Raw genomic sequence first — 17,154 nt, 5'->3', positions numbered from 1 at the left:
GCTCTATATTCCGCGCGGAAGACAGCACGAGCCGAAGGACGGCGCACCCCAAACGTTCGTATAGTTATTTTAAACCTTAAGGTGTCGGGACGCTTCGATCGGTCCTGAACTTGCGCTCTAGTTTCGCATCGGAAACACAGTAGCCAAACCTCCCAAGCTGCCGGAAGCATGTAGTCCAACAGGCCGTCGGTCAAGCACGGTCGCGTTGCAACATTTCTTTGCGGTTACCTCGCCAAGAGAAGCTCTCCCGTGTCAGATGCAGGGTATGAGATCGAGTTCAGTCCTGCTATTTCGTGCGCCTTTGAAGCGAAGATCACCCGCGCGACACGCTCTGCGGAACGCTGATCGTAACTTTACGGCAACAGAGATATCTGAGCGAACCGTCTTTGCCTGGTAGCTTATGTCTACTCGACCGGGCCGATCGGCAGTGTTAGGCCTAATACAGTAGGCCGCTCGACGAGAGGCGGCCGAGCAGAGGGCGGCATTCACGTCCCTGCTGCAGAATTGAACGATCAAGAATCACAGCTCGCTTGCGCATGGGCCCCACGCGCTATGGGAACATAGCATCGCTCTACTGGCTCTTGCTCCCCGGCTCGATATTCGCTGGATCGGTATCGCGGTTGAGACATGCATGCAGCGTCGCGTGCCTAAGTTCTCCCTCCCACCAGGACACGAACACGGCAGCGATGCCATTGCCGACGATGTTGGTAAGCGCTCGCACCTCACTCATGAATTTGTCGATGGAGAACACAATTGCCATGCCCGGCACCAGCACCGGGTTGACAACCGACAGCGTGGCAGCGAGGGTAATGAAGCCGGCGCCGGTGACGCCGCTGGCGCCCTTTGAAGTCAGTATCGCCACGAATAGAATCGTCAGTTGCTGGCTAAAAGTGAGATCGACGCCCAAGGCCTGCGCAATGAACAATGTCGCCAGCGTCATATAAATATTAGTTCCATCCAGGTTGAAGGAGTAGCCGGTCGGCACCACGAGTCCCACTACAGACTTGGAGCAGCCCAGCCGCTCTAGCTTCTCCATCAGTTGCGGTAGCGCACTTTCCGACGACGAGGTGCCGAGCACAATGAGAAGTTCATCTTTTATATATACGATGAACTTGAATATCGAAAAGCCGATGAGGCGCGCAATCAGCCCGAGTACGAGCACGACGAACAGGGCTGCAGTTGCGTAAAATAGAGCGACTAGACCGATCAGATTGCCAAGAGCAGCGGGTCCGAACTTTCCGATCGTAAACGCCATGGCACCGAACGCGCCGACTGGGGCCGCCTTCATAATAATCGCGATCAAGCCGAAAAGCGCGTGCGCTGAGTCGTCGATCAAGCCGCGCAACCTCTCTCCGCGCTTACCCAGCGCCATCAGCGAAAAGCCGAAAAGGATCGCGAACAGGAGCACCTGCAGGACGTCGCCGCGGGCGAGGGCGCCGACCACGCTATCAGGAATAACCTGGAGAATGAAGTCGACCGCTTTGGAGGCTTCCGCCTGCTTCACGTAATTGGCGACCGCGAGGGCGTCGGGCTTGACGGCGAGCCCGCGGCCAATTTGAAACAGATTGCCTACCACTAGGCCGAGCACCAACGCGGAGGTGGAGACGATTTCGAAGTAGACCAGCGCCTTGATGCCGACCCGCCCCACCTTCTTTGCATCCTGAATATGTGCGATCCCGGATACCACGGTGCAAAAGATGATCGGCGCGATAACCATCTTGATCAGCTTGATGAAGCCGTCGCCGAGCGCCTTGATCCAATCGTTCGTCGCGAGTGACGGCCATAACCATCCGACAAAGACGCCAATCAGGATGGCGATCAGCACCTGAACGTAGAGAAGCTTATACCAAGGCCGCGAGGCTCCCGTAGGCGCCGCAGTTGCGATTGTCGTCATCCGTTCCTCCCGACGAACTCGAAGACTGCGCCGTCCCACGCTGAGAGGCGTCGCATCAACGAGTCTGTTGTTGTCGCCCTGTCCGATTGAAGACGTTGCTTGTCGGGAGTCCGACATCCGGCAGCGTGATTCTGAAAGGTAGGCGCTCGATTCTATGTATCTTGCATCGCCAAGCAAAACGCGCGCCGCCCGCAGACGCTGCGGACGTCCCACCGGTCTGATGATGAATCGGCTCATTCAGGATGCTGAAGGGCCGCATTCGACTGGCCGATGGCGAACGCGTCTTAAGCCCCACGGGCGAGATTTATCCAGCAACTGATGGGATCGGTGGTCGCTAATCGAGGGTCCAGAGCTTGCTTTGCGATCGTGACGATCATTTCCTCCGAACTGATCTTTTTGTTGCCCGTCCGATGCCCGCCCGGCGGCGTACTCGCCGAGTAGCGCCGGGCGGCACCCGATGGAGGTGCTGGTGCTCGATGCAACATTCCCAAACTTTGGTAAAATCCATTGTTTGAATGTTAAGCATCCAGGTAATGGAAGCATGCATGCGTGCAAGCGTATTTAGCGCGCGGGGAGCGCGGTGGTGCAATCCCGATATTGGCAGAGGGATCATACTGCCCAACAAGAAGTCAACTTTATGCGCGCCAGGAAGGTCGCGATCATGCGAGAGCACAGTTGAGAATCTTTCGAACGGGGGGCTCGATGCTCGCGGGATTTGAAGAGCACATCCCTTGTTCTCGACTTGTCACTCGCAAAAACGGAGCGGATCTGCTGACCGTTCCACGCAAGCGCAATCTCGTCGGTGTCGAAGCCGAGCGGGTATGCCGGCTGTAATCATCTCCGGTACATTGTGGGGCTGCTTCCCAGATGACTTGAGGCCAGCGCCGTTCAGACAGACCAATCCACGAGCGCGCTCGATATCGAAGCAGGGTGCGATAGCGAAGATCTGTCCGCGCGCGGGAGATGCTTGATCTCAAGAAGCTTTGCTTGAGAGTACTGCGATATATTCTTTCGCGTCCGGGCGGATTGCGCTGCTGGTAGGCTTCTCCACATTCCGGTCTAAATCGGACACAAGTGGCAGGGTTGGACAGGTGACGGGCGCGCTGATCGCTCTCACGGAACCAGAACCCTCTGTAAGGCGTACTGCGAGCGCACGAACCTACGCGTCGTATTGGTGTATCAGCTCTTCAATGTTGCGCTTTGGCTTCAATTCTATCAGCGAACTCGTGCGGATGTCCCAAGTAAAGTTCCCGAGCGTTCTTTCGATTCCCGGTCTTGGGAACTCTAGCCGAAGATCGGGGATCGGCGGCTTTGGATCTGTTAGCTCTTCACATGTGCTTGGCCTGCTTTTTGCTCCCAATTCGGCAGTTCGTCGCGGCGACACCATGGAAGGGATCATGGGGGAAGCTATTGAAACGTTTTACAGCGTGATCAGACGCCAGGGCATTACGCGTCGCAATTTCCATAAGTTCTGCAGCCTAATGGCAACCAGTCTCGGGCTCAGCCCGCTGGCGACGAAAGAAATAGCCAGCGCGCTTGAGACCAAGCCTCGCGTGCCCGTGATCTGGATGCACGGACTCGAATGCACCTGTTGCTCCGAAAGCTTTATCCGCTCGGCCCATCCCTTGGTCAAAGACACGGTGCTGTCGATGATCTCGCTCGACTATGATCATACCATCATGGCGGCGGCAGGACATCAAGCCGAAGCTATCCTCATGGAGACCCGCGCCAAATACAGAGCCCGCTATGTCCTTGCCGTCGAAGGCACTCCACCGCTGAACGAAGACGGCATGTTCTGCATTGATGGCGGCAAGCCGTTCGTCGAAAAGCTGCGAATGATGGCTGAAGATTCTATGGCGATCATCGCTTGGGGCTCTTGTGCGTCCTGGGGCTGCGTGCAGGCGGCCAAGCCCAACCCGACTGGGGCGACGCCGATTGACAAGGTGATCACGAACCGGCCGATCATCAAGGTGCCCGGCTGCCCGCCGATCGCCGAGGTCATGACTGCCATTGTGACCTTTATCACCACGTTTGGAAAACTTCCCGAGCTCGACCGTCAGGGACGGCCAAAGATGTTCTATTCCCAGCGCATCCACGACAAGTGCTATCGTCGATCTCATTTTGACGCAGGTCAGTTTGTCGAGGAGTGGGATGACGAGTCCGCACGCAAGGGCTATTGTCTCTACAAAATGGGTTGCAAGGGGCCGACCACCTACAACGCCTGCTCAGCTGTTCGTTGGAACGCGGGCGTTTCCTTCCCGATCCAATCCGGCCACGGCTGTTTTGGTTGCTCTGAAGACGGCTTCTGGGACAAAGGTTCGTTCTACGACCGGCTCACAACCATAAAGCAATTTGGCGTCGAGATGAACGCCGACCAGGTCGGTATGGCCGCTGCCGGCGCGGTTGGCATAGCCGTTGCCGCGCATGCCGCGGTTACGGCCGCGAAACGGCTGACCCGCAAACGGGACGGCGCAGCTTAGGAAAAATGATCAGAAATGTCAGGCTAGAACAAAGATGCGCGTCCAGACACCCAATGGTTTCACGACCGATGATTCGGGCAAGCGCATTGTCGTCGATCCACTGACGCGCATCGAAGGCCACCTACGCGTCGAAGTTAATGTCAACACGGACAACGTGATCTGCAATGCCGTATCGAGTGGAACGATGTGGCGCGGCATCGAAACCATTCTGCACGGACGCGATCCACGCGATGCCTGGGCGTTCACGGAACGGATTTGCGGTGTTTGCACGGGGACCCATGCGCTCACCTCCGTGCGCGCTGTTGAGAATGCGCTCGGCATTGCGATTCCGGAGAATGCCAATTCAATCCGCAATATCATGCAGCTTTGCTTGCAAGTGCATGATCACCTCGTGCATTTCTACCACCTGCATGCGCTGGATTGGGTCGATGTGCTCTCGGCGTTAAAGGCCGATCCAAAGGCGACATCGAGGCTAGCGCAGTCGTTGTCGCCCTGGCCGCTATCATCGCCGGCCTATTTCAGGGATCTGCAGATCAGACTCACCAAGTTCTTCGACTCAGGGCAGCTCGGCCCTTTCAAGAACGCCTATTGGGGCCATCCGGCGTATAAACTTCCGCCCGAAGCGAATCTGATGGCGGTGACGCACTATCTGGAAGCGCTCGACTTTCAGAAGGAGATCGTGAAGATCCATGCCATCTATGGCGGCAAGAATCCGCACCCGAACTGGCTGGTCGGCGGCGTGCCTTGCGCGATCAATGTTGACGGCAACGGTGCAATGGGTGCCATCAACATGGAGCGGCTCAACTTGATCTCCTCAATCATCGACCGTTCGATTGACTTCGTGGAGCAGGTTTATCTACCGGACATCGCGCTAATCGGCTCGTTCTACAGGGGCTGGTTGTATGGCTGCGGGCTGTCAGGCAGGAGCGTGATGTCCTACGGCGATCTCCCCGAGAATGCCAACGACTACTCCACGAACAGCCTCAGAGTGCCGCGCGGCGTCATCCTTAATGGCAATCTTAAGGAGGTCTTGCCAGTCGACCATGGCGATCCCGACCAGATCCAAGAATTCGTCTCACACTCCTGGTACAAATATGCTGATGAGTACAGAGGGCTGCATCCATGGGACGGCATCACCGAGCCGAATTTCGAGCTTGGCCCCAACTTCAAGGGTACCAGGACCGACATCAAAGAGCTCGATGAAGGTAGCAAATATTCTTGGATCAAGGCGCCACGGTGGCGCGGCAATGCCGTCGAGGTAGGGCCGCTGGCGCGGTACATCATAGGTTATGCGCAGAACAAAGCGGAGTTCAAGGAACCGGCAGAGAAACTGCTCAAGGCACTCGATCTTCCGGTGACCGCGCTGTTCTCTACGCTCGGCCGCACCGCGGCGCGCGCGCTGGAATGCCAGTGGGCAGCACATCAGATGCGCCATTTCCAGGACAAGCTTGTCGCTCACATCAAGGCGGGTGACACCGCAACCGCCAATGTCAGCAAGTGGAACCCGGAAAGCTGGCCGATAGAGGCCAAGGGCTACGGCTTCACCGAAGCGCCGCGCGGCGCGCTCGGACACTGGATTAAGATCAAAGACCGCAAGATCGACAATTATCAATGTGTCGTGCCCACGACGTGGAATGGCTCGCCACGCGATCCCAAGGGCAATGTCGGCGCATTTGAAGCCTCTCTGATTGGCACGCCAATGGCTGATCCAGGAAAGCCGCTGGAGATTTTGCGTACGATCCACTCCTTCGATCCGTGCCTGGCGTGCTCGACCCACGTCATGAGTCCAGACGGCCGAGAACTGGCTTCAGTCACAGTCCGCTAGGAGGTTTCATGTCGGGCAATACCACGCCAGTCCTCACTGTCCTTCGTTCCGTTGGCACGGCAGGGAACAATCATAACGCTGATGGTGATGTCGTCTATGTCTATGAAATGCCGGTGCGGCTGTGGCATTGGATCAATGCGGCAGCCACTGTGGTGCTGGCATTGACTGGCTACTTCATCGGAAGTGCCGTACCGACGATGCCCGGAGAGGCAAGCGACAAATTCCTCTTCGGCTATATTCGCTTTGCTCATTTCTCCGCGGGTTATGTACTCAGCGTCGGCTTCCTACTGCGCATCTACTGGGCCATCATGGGAAATTCCTATGCCAAGGAGATCTTTTGCGTGCCGATCTGGCGCAGGGGCTTCTTGGATGAGCTCTGGCAGGCGATCCGCTGGTACGCATTCCTTTCGGCCAGGTCGAAAAAGACTGTGGGTCACAATCCCGCAGCTCAGCTCATGATGTTCTCCATGTTCACACTGACAACCGCATTCATGATCGCGACCGGCTTCGCACTTTATGCACAGGGCTCTGGTGGCGAAAGCTGGCAATTTTCGCTGTTCGGCTGGGTTTTCGCGATCCTGCCGAACAGTCAGGACGTCCATACATCGCACCATCTCGGCCTGTGGGTAATCGTTACATTTGTGCTCATCCATATCTATGCGGCAATTCGCGAAGACATCATGTCGCGCCGGAGCATCTCCGCCATGATTTCGGGTGAGCGCGACTTGCGCGATTGATCGAGAATGGTAACACCGAGTTCGGAGAAGACGAGATCGATCCTAGTGCTTGGCATCGGCAACATCCTGTGGGCCGATGAGGGGTTCGGTGTGCGAGTAGTGGAGGCATTCCACCGGCGCTACATCGTCCCTCAAAACGTATCCGTACTCGATGGCGGCACCCTAGGGCTCTATCTCATCAGCTTTCTTCAGAAAGCCGACCGCCTGATCGTATTCGACGCCATCGACTACGGACTACCACCCGGAAGGTTGAAGCTCGTGCAAGGCAGCGAGGTGCCGAAATTCACCGCCGCGAAGAAGTTGAGCCTGCATCAGACTGGGTTTCAGGAGGTTTTAAGTGCGGTCGACCTGCTTGGCCATTGTCCACGAGAGCTCGCTCTGATCGGCTGTCAGCCGCTGGATCTGGAAACTTGGGGTGGGCCACTGACCCCTCCAGTGCGAACTCAGATCGCGCCTTCGATCGACTTGGCTTGCGAACTGCTGGCGCAGTGGGGTTCACCAGCAAAAAAGAGGACCGCGCCGCTGCCAGAAACGGAACGTCTGCTCGCAAATGATATCGACCACGAAAGCTACGAGATCAAGACGCGGTCGGTCTAACACACGCGTGTTACAAGAATGTGCCTTGGCTTGCCAATGACGATTGTGGAGACAGACGGCAGGCTTGCGGTGTGCGAGTATGGCGGTCAACAGCGGTGCGTCTCCGTCATGCTGCTGTCCGAGCCTCCAGTTGGCTCCAAGGTGCTTGTGTCTATCGACACGGCGGTGCGGCTCTTGGATGACGATGAAGCGCGGCTGATCGCGCAGGCCCTTGACGCTCTTCATGCGATCCTCAATGGCGAAGACTACGATCGCCTTTTCGCGGACTTGATTGATCACGAGCCTCAGCTGCCGAACCACCTGCGAGAGCCCGTCCGCTTGCGATAGTGCGTGCAAGCGCGCCGCACTGCTGATCCGAGCAGGAAGACACGCCCGAATATTATCATTGGCACGTCCCTTGCTAGCACCCCTGCAGCACAACCAGAGACTATTAGGAGGGCCGTTGATGAAGGACCGACCGGGAGCGCATGATCTGACGCGGGGCGGCCTGTCCGAGACGAGGACCGCAGAAGACAATCCGCGATTGGCCGCGGCTGATCTTGCAGGGATAAACGGGCCGCCGATCTCGAGCCACCAGTACCTGCTGCCCGAGGGGATTTATGCTGCAGCGCTTCAGCCCCGTTTCGTCGGTACTATGACAACGTGTGATGAAGATTACCCGAGCGATCGACTCGTTCATCTGTCATTCATACGCGCGTTAAACCAGATGTCCGGTCTTCGGGATGGGCCGGTCCACACCTCTCGCATCTCAAAGCTGGTCGTTCGGACAGGGGCCAGTGCCGATCCCATCATCAAGAACACCCTTCCTCAGCGGACACAACGAGGACTGGTTTCGTGAACACAGGTATATGGCCCGCCGTCAACGGCGACGGGCAGCCGTTTAGATCGCTCTCCGCCGGAAATCTCGATAAGATCCGTTACGGCCGGACAACTACGGCTGCGCTGCACGTGCTGGCTAGGCTTGACGATGGCAAACTCGCAAGGAAATGTCCAAACGCCACCGCTTTCTTATCAAATGTAGCCGCTGCCGTTTTACGTCAGAAGAGCTTTGACCGAGCTCGGTTGTTTAGGCTCGCGCATCTTAATGAACTTGAGCGCGATCTGGTCGTCGACGTGCTTGGGATCGGGGAGGTCGCCGGCCTTGTAGCGCTGCCGAATGGTTCGATGGCGCAACTCCAGGAGTCAGCATTCGCTGGCATCTGGCACGTGCGCTTCGAAAGCGAGGTGGCACACGAGTACGTTGAGATCGGTGGGATCCCGGAGATCGTGCGGCGCGCCGCAACCGATTTGACAGTAACCAATCTGAGGATTGACGCCGAGCCGGAAGGGGCGATGAACGTGCTGCCGGTGCTCGCGGAGGTCCGTGAACGGGCGCTGGCCTGGCGGCCTGGCATGAGCGCGCAAATCATCAATTTCACGCTGATGCCGATGAACTCTGTCGACCTCGCCTTTCTGCAACAAAGCATTGGCAACGGGCCGGTCCAACTCATCTGTCGCGGTTACGGCACTTGTCAGGTGCAGGCGACCCGCGTCCGGAACCTCTGGTCGGTGCAGTTCTTCAACTCCAATGATAGCATTGTCCTGGATACGCTGCAGGTCGGCGACGTGCCGACGGAGGTCTTAGCAGCCGACGAGGATTACGAGGACTCCGCCGAGCGGTTTAGGGACATAATGGAGGCATACTTCAATTGACGAAACTCGACGATTTTAGTGCTCGAGAGGATCTCGCAGATGGCCCTCGCATGGAGTGCGGAATCTGCTGGATCGTTTACGATCCGGCTGAGGGGGATGAGATGGCGCAGATTGCGGCCGGAACGCCATTTGCCGCACTGTCCGAAGATTGGCGGTGTCCAAATTGCGACGCACCCAAATCCAAGTTCATGTCGATTGCAGATGGCGCCTGATCGCGAACGGCATCCCGGCGGGAGCGAGCGCGCCGATGCATTGGCGTGGGGCGAAAAGCTCGCGGAGGTGTATCGCGATATCTCAGATCGCATGATGCGCGAACTTCCATTCGTCAACGAGGCCTTGAGCGTCGAAGCGATCGGCTTTCGAGCGCATCAAGGTGGGGCAGTCGGAGTGATGGTCACGCCATGGTTCATGAACGTGGTCATATCTGCGTTACATAGAACCGGGCAGTCGTCTACAGGATCACGAATGAGTCTGCGCTTGCGATTTCCATGCGGCGACCTTGAATTCCTCCCTTCTGAAGTTGCGACCGTGGGCCCGATTGCGAGTGCCTCCCTGTTCTCGCCGATGTTTGGGTTCGACGACATGGCATCCGCCCGAGCGATCGCCGAAGCGGCGCTCGCCGAGCTGATGTCTCCGGTCGATCCAGCGTCGCATTGGGGCGGTGCACCACGCTTCGGTGGGATCGATCGCCGCCACCTTTTGCGCGCTGAACTGATCAACGAGCGTACATGAGCTCAGTGGTTTGGAGCCAGATCCACGTTACCGCCTGTATTGTTGGCAAAACAATTGTCGCGGTCGAGATCCTGCCGAGGGTCCGGCCGCCGGTGGGGCGGTTGTTTGCTGGTCAACCCGCCGTTTCATTGCTCAACGTGCTGCCACGGCTTTTCGCGTGGTGTGCGGCGGCGCACCAGGTGGCGTTGCTCTCCGCGATCGACGCGGCGCGTGGCGAGGAAACCCGCTTGGCGACGAGGGCGGATCGTACCACGCACGTCATTGTCGAACGGCTAATAGACTTGTTACGAGGTCTCTTGATCGGACATCACGCGCTGAATACTAGCGGTGCCACGGCCATCCGCGCCCTCATCCAAGACTTGTCGTTGCTGACCGGCGGACCCGGGTATTACCTTGGGCCCAATCGAAGCGAGGTAACAGCACGGGTTGCAGCCGCGCTGACTGAGCTCGGGATATCGAGCGAAGATGGCACATTGATGCCCGAGAGCGCGCTCGCGCTTCGGATCGCAGCGCTCGATGCGCCCCTTTTGGAGCCAAAGTTGGTGCAGCAGTCGTTCCTGTCCGCTGTTGACGACCGTGAAATCATTGAAAGCCTGTTAGGCCGAGATGCGAGAGTTGGCCATTGCCCCGACTTGAAGGGCCGTATTCCTGAGACCGGATCTTGGGCGCGCCAAATGCTGCGTGATCGGCGCTCGCTCGGCCGGGCCGGCCCGGCGGAGCGACTGAAAGCGAGAATTGCCGAAATCTTGCAACTATTTGCTTGGCTCAAGGCGGGTGCGCATGTGGAGGCAGCCGAGGAAGGGATCATCAAAAGCTACGGCCTAGGGCCGCGCTGTGGTGCGGCTGCCGTCGAATGTGCCAGGGGGCGTCTCTATCACGCAGTTGAACTTGATCGGCATGAGCAGATATCACGATTCGAATTTGTTGCGCCAACCGACTGGAATTTTCACGCGCGAGGGCCGCTTGTCAGAGGCCTGCAGGGCGCGGTGCTGAGAGCGGAACGAAATCCGCAAGTTGCGGTCCGGGCGATGATTGCATCGTTCGATCCTTGCGTCCCCTTCACGCAAAATATTGTTGAAGCAGGACATGCATGAAATGGCGCTCTGTGAGGGCATCATGGAGATCATCGAGGAAGAAGCGCGTCGGCACTCCTTCTCGAAGGTGAGAACGGTGTTTCTGGAGATCGGAGCGTTGAGCCATGTCGCTGCGGAAGCGGTGAAGTTCTGCTTTCCGGTCGTTGCTGCTCGCACGATCGCCGATGGCGCGCTTCTCGAAATCGTCGAACTACCTGGCCTCGCCTGGTGCATGGCCTGTTCGAGTAGCGTCGAGATTGCGCAACGATATGCGCCCTGCCCCTGCTGCGGCAGCTATAAGCTGCAGGTGACAGCAGGCGAAGAGATGTGTCTGAAAGAGCTGGAGATCGAATAATGTGTGCCCTATGCGGTTGCGGCGAACGAGTTCCCTCCACTAAACGCGCTGACGTGCAAAATGCGGGAATCAAGGGGCATCGTCGAAATCAGGCGCATGATCATCATGGTCACCACGACGACGCTGTGTGCGCGGGCCAAGATGTGCGCTGTGTGCCCCCCACTGACCACGGCCATGATCATCATGATGGTTGCAATCAGAAGGCTCATGGCGACCAAGCGCTTGTTGATTGCAGTGCCGACCCGGCCGGTTTGAAGGTCGTTGGCATGAGCAGCAATCGGGTCATTCAGGTCGGCCGCTGTGTTCTCAGCAAGAACAACCAAATTGCCGCCCAAAACCGCGCGCGCTTCCTTGCCGATGACTTGGCCGTGTACAATCTTCTTTCCAGTCCCGGCGCGGGCAAAACCTCTCTCCTCGTTCGCGCCCTCGCCGAGCTGAAGCGGAAGTGTTCGGTTGGGGTCATCGAGGGTGACCAGCAGACCTCGAATGATGCCGAACGCATTCGCGCAACCGGCGTGCCCGCGATTCAAATTAATACGGGGAAGGGTTGCCATCTGGATGCTGCGATGGTTGGACAGGCTTATCGTCTCTTGCCGCCACTCAATGGCGGTATTCTCTTCATAGAGAATGTCGGAAATCTGGTTTGTCCCGCGGCGTTCGATCTTGGAGAGGCTTGCAAGATCGTGGTGTTCTCCACCACGGAGGGTGAAGACAAGCCGCTCAAGTATCCCGACATATTCGCCGCCTCTTCTCTCATGCTGATCAACAAGGTTGATCTAGCACCGATGGTGGACTTCGATTTCAATCGCACGATTGAATTTGTGGCGCGGGTCAACCCAAACATCGAAGTGCTGGCAGTCTCGGCGCGAACCGGCGAGGGTTTTGGAGCCCTCTACGCCTGGCTGCAGAAACAGCCTGCGCATCGGAGACGTCTAGTCGAGGGCGCGAGGGGATGAGGGTGGACGCCATCCCCTGCGATCGAACGCGACTGCGTCTGCGCGTCAGCGGAACCGTGCAGGGGGTCGGTTTTCGTCCCTATGTCTATGGTCTTGCCAAGCGCTATGGTCTGGGAGGCTTCGTCGCTAACGATGCAAGCGGGGTCGTTATTGAGGTCGAGGGCAACCGAACGTCCGAATTTATCGCCGCTTTGACGCTCGAAAAGCCGCCTCTGGCGCGCATCGACCACATCTCCGTTCGAGAGATCGATGCGCGGGCGAGCGAGGACTTTTTGATCCGCACCAGCGAGAGAGGCAAACTGTCGACCCGGATCGCCGCCGATGCCGCAACGTGCCAGGAATGTCTCCGCGAGTTATTCGACTCGAAAAGCCGCCATCACCTCTATGCCTTCGTCAATTGCTCCCATTGCGGACCACGCTACACAATCACCGAACAGCTTCCGTATGATCGTTGTAACACCGCTATGGAGGCTTTTGCGATGTGTCCCGACTGCGCGGCTGAATATGCGGATCCGGCGAGCCGCAGATTTCGGGCAGAATCGATCTCGTGCCCGGCGTGCGGCCCTCGGCTCAGTCATGGAGTCAATGCTATCTGCGCGGCGATCGCCCGCGGCGAAATCGTCGCGATAAAAGGACCTGGAGGGTACCAGCTGCTTTGTGACGCTCGCAACCATGATGCCGTGTATCGTTTGCGTCAAAGAAAGCAGCGCGACCAGAAGCCGTTCGCCGTGATGGTTGGGTCTTTGGAACGCGTTAGCGACATTGCAGAGGCGGATGCCACAGAGCTCGCGCTGCTGGAATCTCTTGCCCGTCCGATCGTTATCCTGCGGTCGCGCAACAAGCTTGCCCCGGCATTAGCTCCTGGCTTGTCGCGCGTCGGCGTCATGCTGCCCGGAGTCCCGCTGCATCAACTCATCTTTCATGCGCTGCGTTCGGAAGGTGCACTGCTTAAGGACGATGGTTGGGTCATGGTCTGCACCAGCGCCAATTTCAGCGGCGAGCCGCTCCCGATCGACAACACGGAGGCTCTGAGGCGGCTCGCGGGCATCGCCGATCTGATTGTGACCCATGATCGAAACATCCTCACGCGGATCGATGATTCCGTTCTATCTGTGATTGCAGGGCGGCGTCAGTTCGTTCGTCGCGCGCGCGGCTATGTTCCCGAACCGGTTCAGCTCGCGCGGTCGCTGCCGCCCGTACTCGCTGTCGGCGGTGCATTGAAATCGACCATCACCCTGACGCGCGGAAACGAAGCGTTCGTCTCGCAACACATCGGTGACCTCGATACGGCCGAAGGCATCCGGTTCTTTGAGGAGACTATCCGGCACCTCACGTCAGCCCTCGACGTTGAGCCTGTTGTCATTGCGCATGATTTGCATCCCGACATGGCATCTACCCGCTTTGCGGAAGCAACCGGTCGCGCACGAATCGCTGTCCAGCATCACCACGCGCATGCTGCCGCCGTCATCGCGGAGCATGGTCTTGAGCGACCCACGCTCGCTCTTGTGCTCGACGGCCATGGCTATGGCTCCGACGGCGGCAACTGGGGCGGCGAGCTTTTGTTATGCGAAGAGATCAGGTTTCAACGCATCGGGCATCTTGCGCCGCTAAAAATGCCTGGCGGAGATCATGCCGTTCGGGAGCCTTGGCGAATGGCGAGCGCAATACTTCACTTACTGGGGCGGAGAAACGACATCCGATATCGCTTTGCAGAGCAGCCAAAGGCCGAACGTCTGGGGGCGCTCCTCGATCAGGCGGGCGGGGCCACTACGACCAGCGCAGGTCGGCTGTTCGACGCAGCGGCGGCGCTGCTGGGAATTGCGACTTTGCAGACCTATGAGGGCGAAGCCGCGATGAAGCTCGAGGCCTGTGTGCGGCGGACTGCTGTACTCGAACACGGCTGGTTGATCGACGACGGCGTGCTATCGTTTGGCCCGCTGTTTGCGGCTCTGATTGCATACAAGGTTGACGTCAACGAGGGAGCGGAGCTGTTTCATGGCACGTTTGCCGCTGGCTGCGTTGATTGGCTCACGCGCGCAGCGCGCGCAACCGGTGTCTCGACTGTCGTTCTGAGCGGCGGCTGTTTCCAGAACGTAGTGCTGGCCCATGAGATCCAGAACGGTTGCACCGCAGCCGGTCTTGCTCCTCTACTGCCTTGCGAGGTGCCGCCCAATGACGGCGGTTTGAGCCTTGGACAAGCCTGGGTCGCCGGTCTGCAGATTGGCGAGAGTTCGCTAGGCCTGAGAGGAGCAGCCTGACATGTGTCTCTCAGTACCGGCTGAGATCGCAGAAATTCTTCCCGATGACTTGGCCGTCGTTTCTGTCGACGGCGTCAGGATCGAGATATCGATCGCGCTCGTTCAGAATCTCACCCCCGGGGACTACGTCCTCGTCCACGTCGGCCACGCTCTGGCCAAAATCGACCCCGCCGAAGCGGAGCGCACGCTGAAGCTCCTGCAGGAGCTAGGCAGAGCGGGGCTGCAGGCAAACAAGTGAAATATGTCGAGGAATTTCGTGATCGGACCATCGCTCAGGGGCTCGCCCGTGCAATCGCTGACCAGTCCGACCCTCGGGAAGCATACCAGTTCATGGAGTTTTGTGGTGGACACACGCATGCGATCTTCCGCTATGGACTAGAAGATTTACTGCCTGCGAATGTCCGCATGATCCACGGGCCAGGTTGTCCTGTTTGCGTTCTGCCAGCCAGCCGCATCGACATGGCGATCGAGCTAGCCAACCGACCGGAAGTTACTTTATGTATTTACGGCGACCTGATGCGCGTGCCCGGCTCACAAGGACAATCCTTGTTGCGGGCCAAGTCCCTCGGGGCTGACATCCGGATGGTCTACTCGACGCTCGACGCAATCCGGATCGCTGAACAGGCGCCTAATCGCGAGGTTGTCTTCTTTGCCATTGGATTTGAGACGACCGCGCCCGCGACCGCGGTGATGATCCGAATAGCCGCAAGAAAGCGGCTGAAAGGTCTCAGCTTGTTCTGCAACCACGTACTGACGCCTCCCGCGATGCACAGCATTCTCGACAGTGTTGATATGCGTGATGTCGGCCCGCATGAAATCGGCGGCTTCATCGGGCCCGCGCATGTCAGCACAATCATAGGTACGCAGCCTTATGAGCTTCTAGTAGAAGAATTCGGCAGGCCGATCGTCATCGCGGGATTCGAGCCGCTCGATATGATGCAGGCGATCCTGATGCTGGTGCGGCAGGTGAACGATGGTCGACATGAGGTGGAGAACCAATACAGCCGCGCGGTGACACGTGCTGGCAATAGACGCGCCAGGGAAGAGGTGTCGGACATTTTCGACGTCCGCGACCAGTTTGAATGGCGCGGGCTCGGGGTCGTACCCAACAGTGGACTCATGTTGAAGAAGGCCTATGCCCATTTCGATGCTGAGGCGCGCTTCGCTATGCATGAGGTGCGCATCGCCGACAATCCCGCTTGCGACTGCGGAGCCATTCTGCGCGGCGCAAAGAAGCCCGTCGAGTGCGAGCTTTTCGGAGATGCCTGCACTCCGAGAACCCCCATAGGATCCTGCATGGTCTCGTCGGAAGGCGCTTGTGCCGCATATTGGAGGTATGGCCGACATCGTGACTATCAGGTGCGAGCGTCATGAGAGTCAATAAACCCACGCTCGACATCGAGAACGGGTGCGTTGACTTGTCCCACGGTTCGGGGGGGCGCGACATGGCGCAGCTGATCTCCGGCTTGTTTCATCGGGCATTCGGCAATGAATGGCTCGCCCGCTGCAATGATCAGGCGGCCTTCGATGTCGGCGCAGGTAGGATGGTGATGACAACGGACGCATACGTGGTCTCCCCGTTATTCTTTCCTGGCGGCAATATCGGCTCGCTCGCGGTGCACGGCACTATCAATGATGTCGCGATGGCCGGCGCACGTCCGCAGTATCTGTCGGCAAGCTTTATCATTGAAGAGGGCTTCCGCCTCTTGGATCTGAAGTCGATAGCGGATTCGATGGGGGAGGCGGCGCGCGGCGCCGGCGTTTACATTATCACGGGTGATACCAAGGTGGTCGAACGCGGGAAAGCGGATGGTCTGTTCATCTCAACCACCGGAATCGGGTTTTTGGCTGATGGGCTCGATCTCTCCGCCGAGAAGGCAAGGGCTGGTGACCGTGTGCTGGTCTCGGGGAGCCTCGGCGACCATGGTGTGGCGATCATGTCAAGACGTCAGAACCTCGCATTCCAGACTCAGATCATGTCAGACTCCGCAGCGCTCCATGATCTCGTGGCTGTAATGGTTCGCGCCGGCGGCAGCGGCATTCGAGTGATGCGCGATCCCACGCGCGGAGGTCTTGCCGCCACCCTCAACGAGATTGCGCATCAATCGAGGCTTGGGTTTCGCCTACAGGAGAACGCCATTCCGGTGAAGCTTGAGGTCGCGGCCGCCTGCGAACTCCTCGGGCTTGATCCACTCCACCTCGCAAACGAGGGGAAGCTCGTTGCGATTGTAGCGCCCGATGTGGCCGAAGCCGTGCTTGTAGCCATGAAGGCTCACCGACTTGGCTATGATGCGGTTGATATCGGCGAGGCCATAGCTGACGACCATCATTTCGTTCAGATTGCGACCAGGGTTGGCGGCGCACGAATTGCCGATTGGCTGTCCGGCGAACAACTACCCAGGATCTGCTGATCAGCTTGCCCAGAGCGACGCTTGAAAGCACTCAGTCACATGTTGCATGATAAACGTTGAGCTTGCTCCTCCATTGCGGGAGGCCGGTCGAGCTGGGACTTAGCGACCTTGCAGGTCGCAACGTTTCTTCCGCGCAGTTCAAAT

The 17,154-nt window shown here is 58.2% G+C and carries 16 protein-coding genes; 15 read left to right on the top strand and 1 reads right to left on the bottom strand.

Annotated elements, in window-relative coordinates; all coding sequences use genetic code 11:
• Nucleotides 1-571: 571 nt before the first annotated feature.
• Nucleotides 572-1,894 carry a C4-dicarboxylate transporter DctA gene (gene dctA, locus BCCGELA001_RS31410; RefSeq protein ID WP_008545924.1) on the bottom strand — a complete coding sequence of 441 codons (1,323 nt, stop codon included), beginning with the start codon at nt 1,892-1,894 and terminating at the stop codon, nt 572-574.
• A 1,397-nt stretch (nt 1,895-3,291) separates the two neighbouring features.
• Between dctA and BCCGELA001_RS31405 the strand changes: the two genes are divergently transcribed.
• From BCCGELA001_RS31405 to hypE, 15 genes are all read left to right on the top strand, one after another.
• Entirely contained in the window at nt 3,292-4,374 is a 1,083-nt protein-coding gene (locus BCCGELA001_RS31405) for a hydrogenase small subunit (RefSeq protein ID WP_060737959.1), read from the top strand.
• 34 nt (nt 4,375-4,408) lie between these two features.
• Nucleotides 4,409-6,199, top strand: a complete 1,791-nt coding sequence (locus BCCGELA001_RS31400; RefSeq protein WP_060737053.1) for a nickel-dependent hydrogenase large subunit — start codon at nt 4,409-4,411, stop codon at nt 6,197-6,199.
• A gap of 8 nt (nt 6,200-6,207) precedes the next feature.
• Nucleotides 6,208-6,936 (top strand): Ni/Fe-hydrogenase, b-type cytochrome subunit, encoded by a 729-nt coding sequence (cybH, locus tag BCCGELA001_RS31395; RefSeq protein ID WP_060737052.1) that lies wholly within the window; start codon nt 6,208-6,210, stop codon nt 6,934-6,936.
• 6 nt (nt 6,937-6,942) lie between these two features.
• A complete protein-coding gene (locus tag BCCGELA001_RS31390; RefSeq protein WP_008545907.1) occupies nt 6,943-7,533 on the top strand; it encodes a HyaD/HybD family hydrogenase maturation endopeptidase in 591 nt (196 codons plus the stop codon).
• 18 nt (nt 7,534-7,551) lie between these two features.
• Complete coding sequence (locus BCCGELA001_RS31385; RefSeq protein WP_060737051.1) at nt 7,552-7,860, top strand: HypC/HybG/HupF family hydrogenase formation chaperone; 309 nt, start codon at nt 7,552-7,554, stop codon at nt 7,858-7,860.
• Between the two features lie 507 nt (nt 7,861-8,367).
• Nucleotides 8,368-9,225: a hydrogenase expression/formation protein gene (locus tag BCCGELA001_RS36605; protein WP_083543474.1), complete on the top strand. Its 858-nt coding sequence runs from the start codon at nt 8,368-8,370 to the stop codon at nt 9,223-9,225.
• A gap of 50 nt (nt 9,226-9,275) precedes the next feature.
• Complete coding sequence (locus BCCGELA001_RS31375) at nt 9,276-9,437, top strand: rubredoxin (RefSeq protein WP_008545901.1); 162 nt, start codon at nt 9,276-9,278, stop codon at nt 9,435-9,437.
• Nucleotides 9,427-9,957 (top strand): [NiFe]-hydrogenase assembly chaperone HybE, encoded by a 531-nt coding sequence (gene hybE / locus BCCGELA001_RS31370; RefSeq protein WP_060737050.1) that lies wholly within the window; start codon nt 9,427-9,429, stop codon nt 9,955-9,957. Before BCCGELA001_RS31375 ends, hybE begins: the two co-directional genes overlap by 11 nt.
• Complete coding sequence (locus BCCGELA001_RS31365) at nt 9,954-11,051, top strand: nickel-dependent hydrogenase large subunit (RefSeq protein ID WP_008545897.1); 1,098 nt, start codon at nt 9,954-9,956, stop codon at nt 11,049-11,051. The genes hybE and BCCGELA001_RS31365 overlap by 4 nt, the downstream gene beginning before the upstream one ends.
• Nucleotides 11,044-11,385, top strand: a complete 342-nt coding sequence (gene hypA / locus BCCGELA001_RS31360; protein ID WP_008545896.1) for a hydrogenase maturation nickel metallochaperone HypA — start codon at nt 11,044-11,046, stop codon at nt 11,383-11,385. Before BCCGELA001_RS31365 ends, hypA begins: the two co-directional genes overlap by 8 nt.
• Nucleotides 11,385-12,341, top strand: a complete 957-nt coding sequence (gene hypB, locus BCCGELA001_RS31355) for a hydrogenase nickel incorporation protein HypB (protein ID WP_060737049.1) — start codon at nt 11,385-11,387, stop codon at nt 12,339-12,341. Before hypA ends, hypB begins: the two co-directional genes overlap by 1 nt.
• Nucleotides 12,342-12,343: 2 nt before the next feature.
• Nucleotides 12,344-14,599 (top strand): carbamoyltransferase HypF, encoded by a 2,256-nt coding sequence (gene hypF / locus BCCGELA001_RS31350; protein WP_442855160.1) that lies wholly within the window; start codon nt 12,344-12,346, stop codon nt 14,597-14,599.
• Nucleotide 14,600: 1 nt separating this feature from the next.
• Complete coding sequence (locus BCCGELA001_RS31345) at nt 14,601-14,837, top strand: HypC/HybG/HupF family hydrogenase formation chaperone (RefSeq protein ID WP_060737047.1); 237 nt, start codon at nt 14,601-14,603, stop codon at nt 14,835-14,837.
• Entirely contained in the window at nt 14,834-15,973 is a 1,140-nt protein-coding gene (hypD, locus tag BCCGELA001_RS31340) for a hydrogenase formation protein HypD (RefSeq protein WP_008545885.1), read from the top strand. Before BCCGELA001_RS31345 ends, hypD begins: the two co-directional genes overlap by 4 nt.
• The gene (gene hypE, locus BCCGELA001_RS31335) at nt 15,970-17,010 is read left to right on the top strand and encodes a hydrogenase expression/formation protein HypE (protein ID WP_008545883.1); all 1,041 of its coding nucleotides are present in this window, start codon (nt 15,970-15,972) and stop codon (nt 17,008-17,010) included. The genes hypD and hypE overlap by 4 nt, the downstream gene beginning before the upstream one ends.
• Nucleotides 17,011-17,154: the final 144 nt, after the last annotated feature.

The organism is Bradyrhizobium sp. CCGE-LA001, assembly GCF_000296215.2.
Taxonomy (GTDB): Bacteria; Pseudomonadota; Alphaproteobacteria; order Rhizobiales; family Xanthobacteraceae; genus Bradyrhizobium.
The sequence above is the reverse complement of the archived record's forward strand: the minus strand, read 5'-3'. Positions and strand labels throughout refer to the sequence as shown.

Bases quoted from the DNA above. Each gene is read 5' to 3' on its own strand.
- dctA (WP_008545924.1), bottom strand. From the start codon at position 1,894: ATGACGACAATCGCAACTGCGGCGCCTACGGGAGCCTCGCGGCCTTGG.
- BCCGELA001_RS31405 (WP_060737959.1), top strand. From the start codon at position 3,292: ATGGGGGAAGCTATTGAAACGTTTTACAGCGTGATCAGACGCCAGGGC.
- BCCGELA001_RS31400 (WP_060737053.1), top strand. From the start codon at position 4,409: ATGCGCGTCCAGACACCCAATGGTTTCACGACCGATGATTCGGGCAAG.
- cybH (WP_060737052.1), top strand. From the start codon at position 6,208: ATGTCGGGCAATACCACGCCAGTCCTCACTGTCCTTCGTTCCGTTGGC.
- BCCGELA001_RS31390 (WP_008545907.1), top strand. From the start codon at position 6,943: ATGGTAACACCGAGTTCGGAGAAGACGAGATCGATCCTAGTGCTTGGC.
- BCCGELA001_RS31385 (WP_060737051.1), top strand. From the start codon at position 7,552: ATGTGCCTTGGCTTGCCAATGACGATTGTGGAGACAGACGGCAGGCTT.
- BCCGELA001_RS31375 (WP_008545901.1), top strand. From the start codon at position 9,276: ATGGAGTGCGGAATCTGCTGGATCGTTTACGATCCGGCTGAGGGGGAT.
- hybE (WP_060737050.1), top strand. From the start codon at position 9,427: ATGGCGCCTGATCGCGAACGGCATCCCGGCGGGAGCGAGCGCGCCGAT.
- BCCGELA001_RS31365 (WP_008545897.1), top strand. From the start codon at position 9,954: ATGAGCTCAGTGGTTTGGAGCCAGATCCACGTTACCGCCTGTATTGTT.
- hypA (WP_008545896.1), top strand. From the start codon at position 11,044: ATGCATGAAATGGCGCTCTGTGAGGGCATCATGGAGATCATCGAGGAA.
- hypB (WP_060737049.1), top strand. From the start codon at position 11,385: ATGTGTGCCCTATGCGGTTGCGGCGAACGAGTTCCCTCCACTAAACGC.
- BCCGELA001_RS31345 (WP_060737047.1), top strand. From the start codon at position 14,601: ATGTGTCTCTCAGTACCGGCTGAGATCGCAGAAATTCTTCCCGATGAC.
- hypE (WP_008545883.1), top strand. From the start codon at position 15,970: ATGAGAGTCAATAAACCCACGCTCGACATCGAGAACGGGTGCGTTGAC.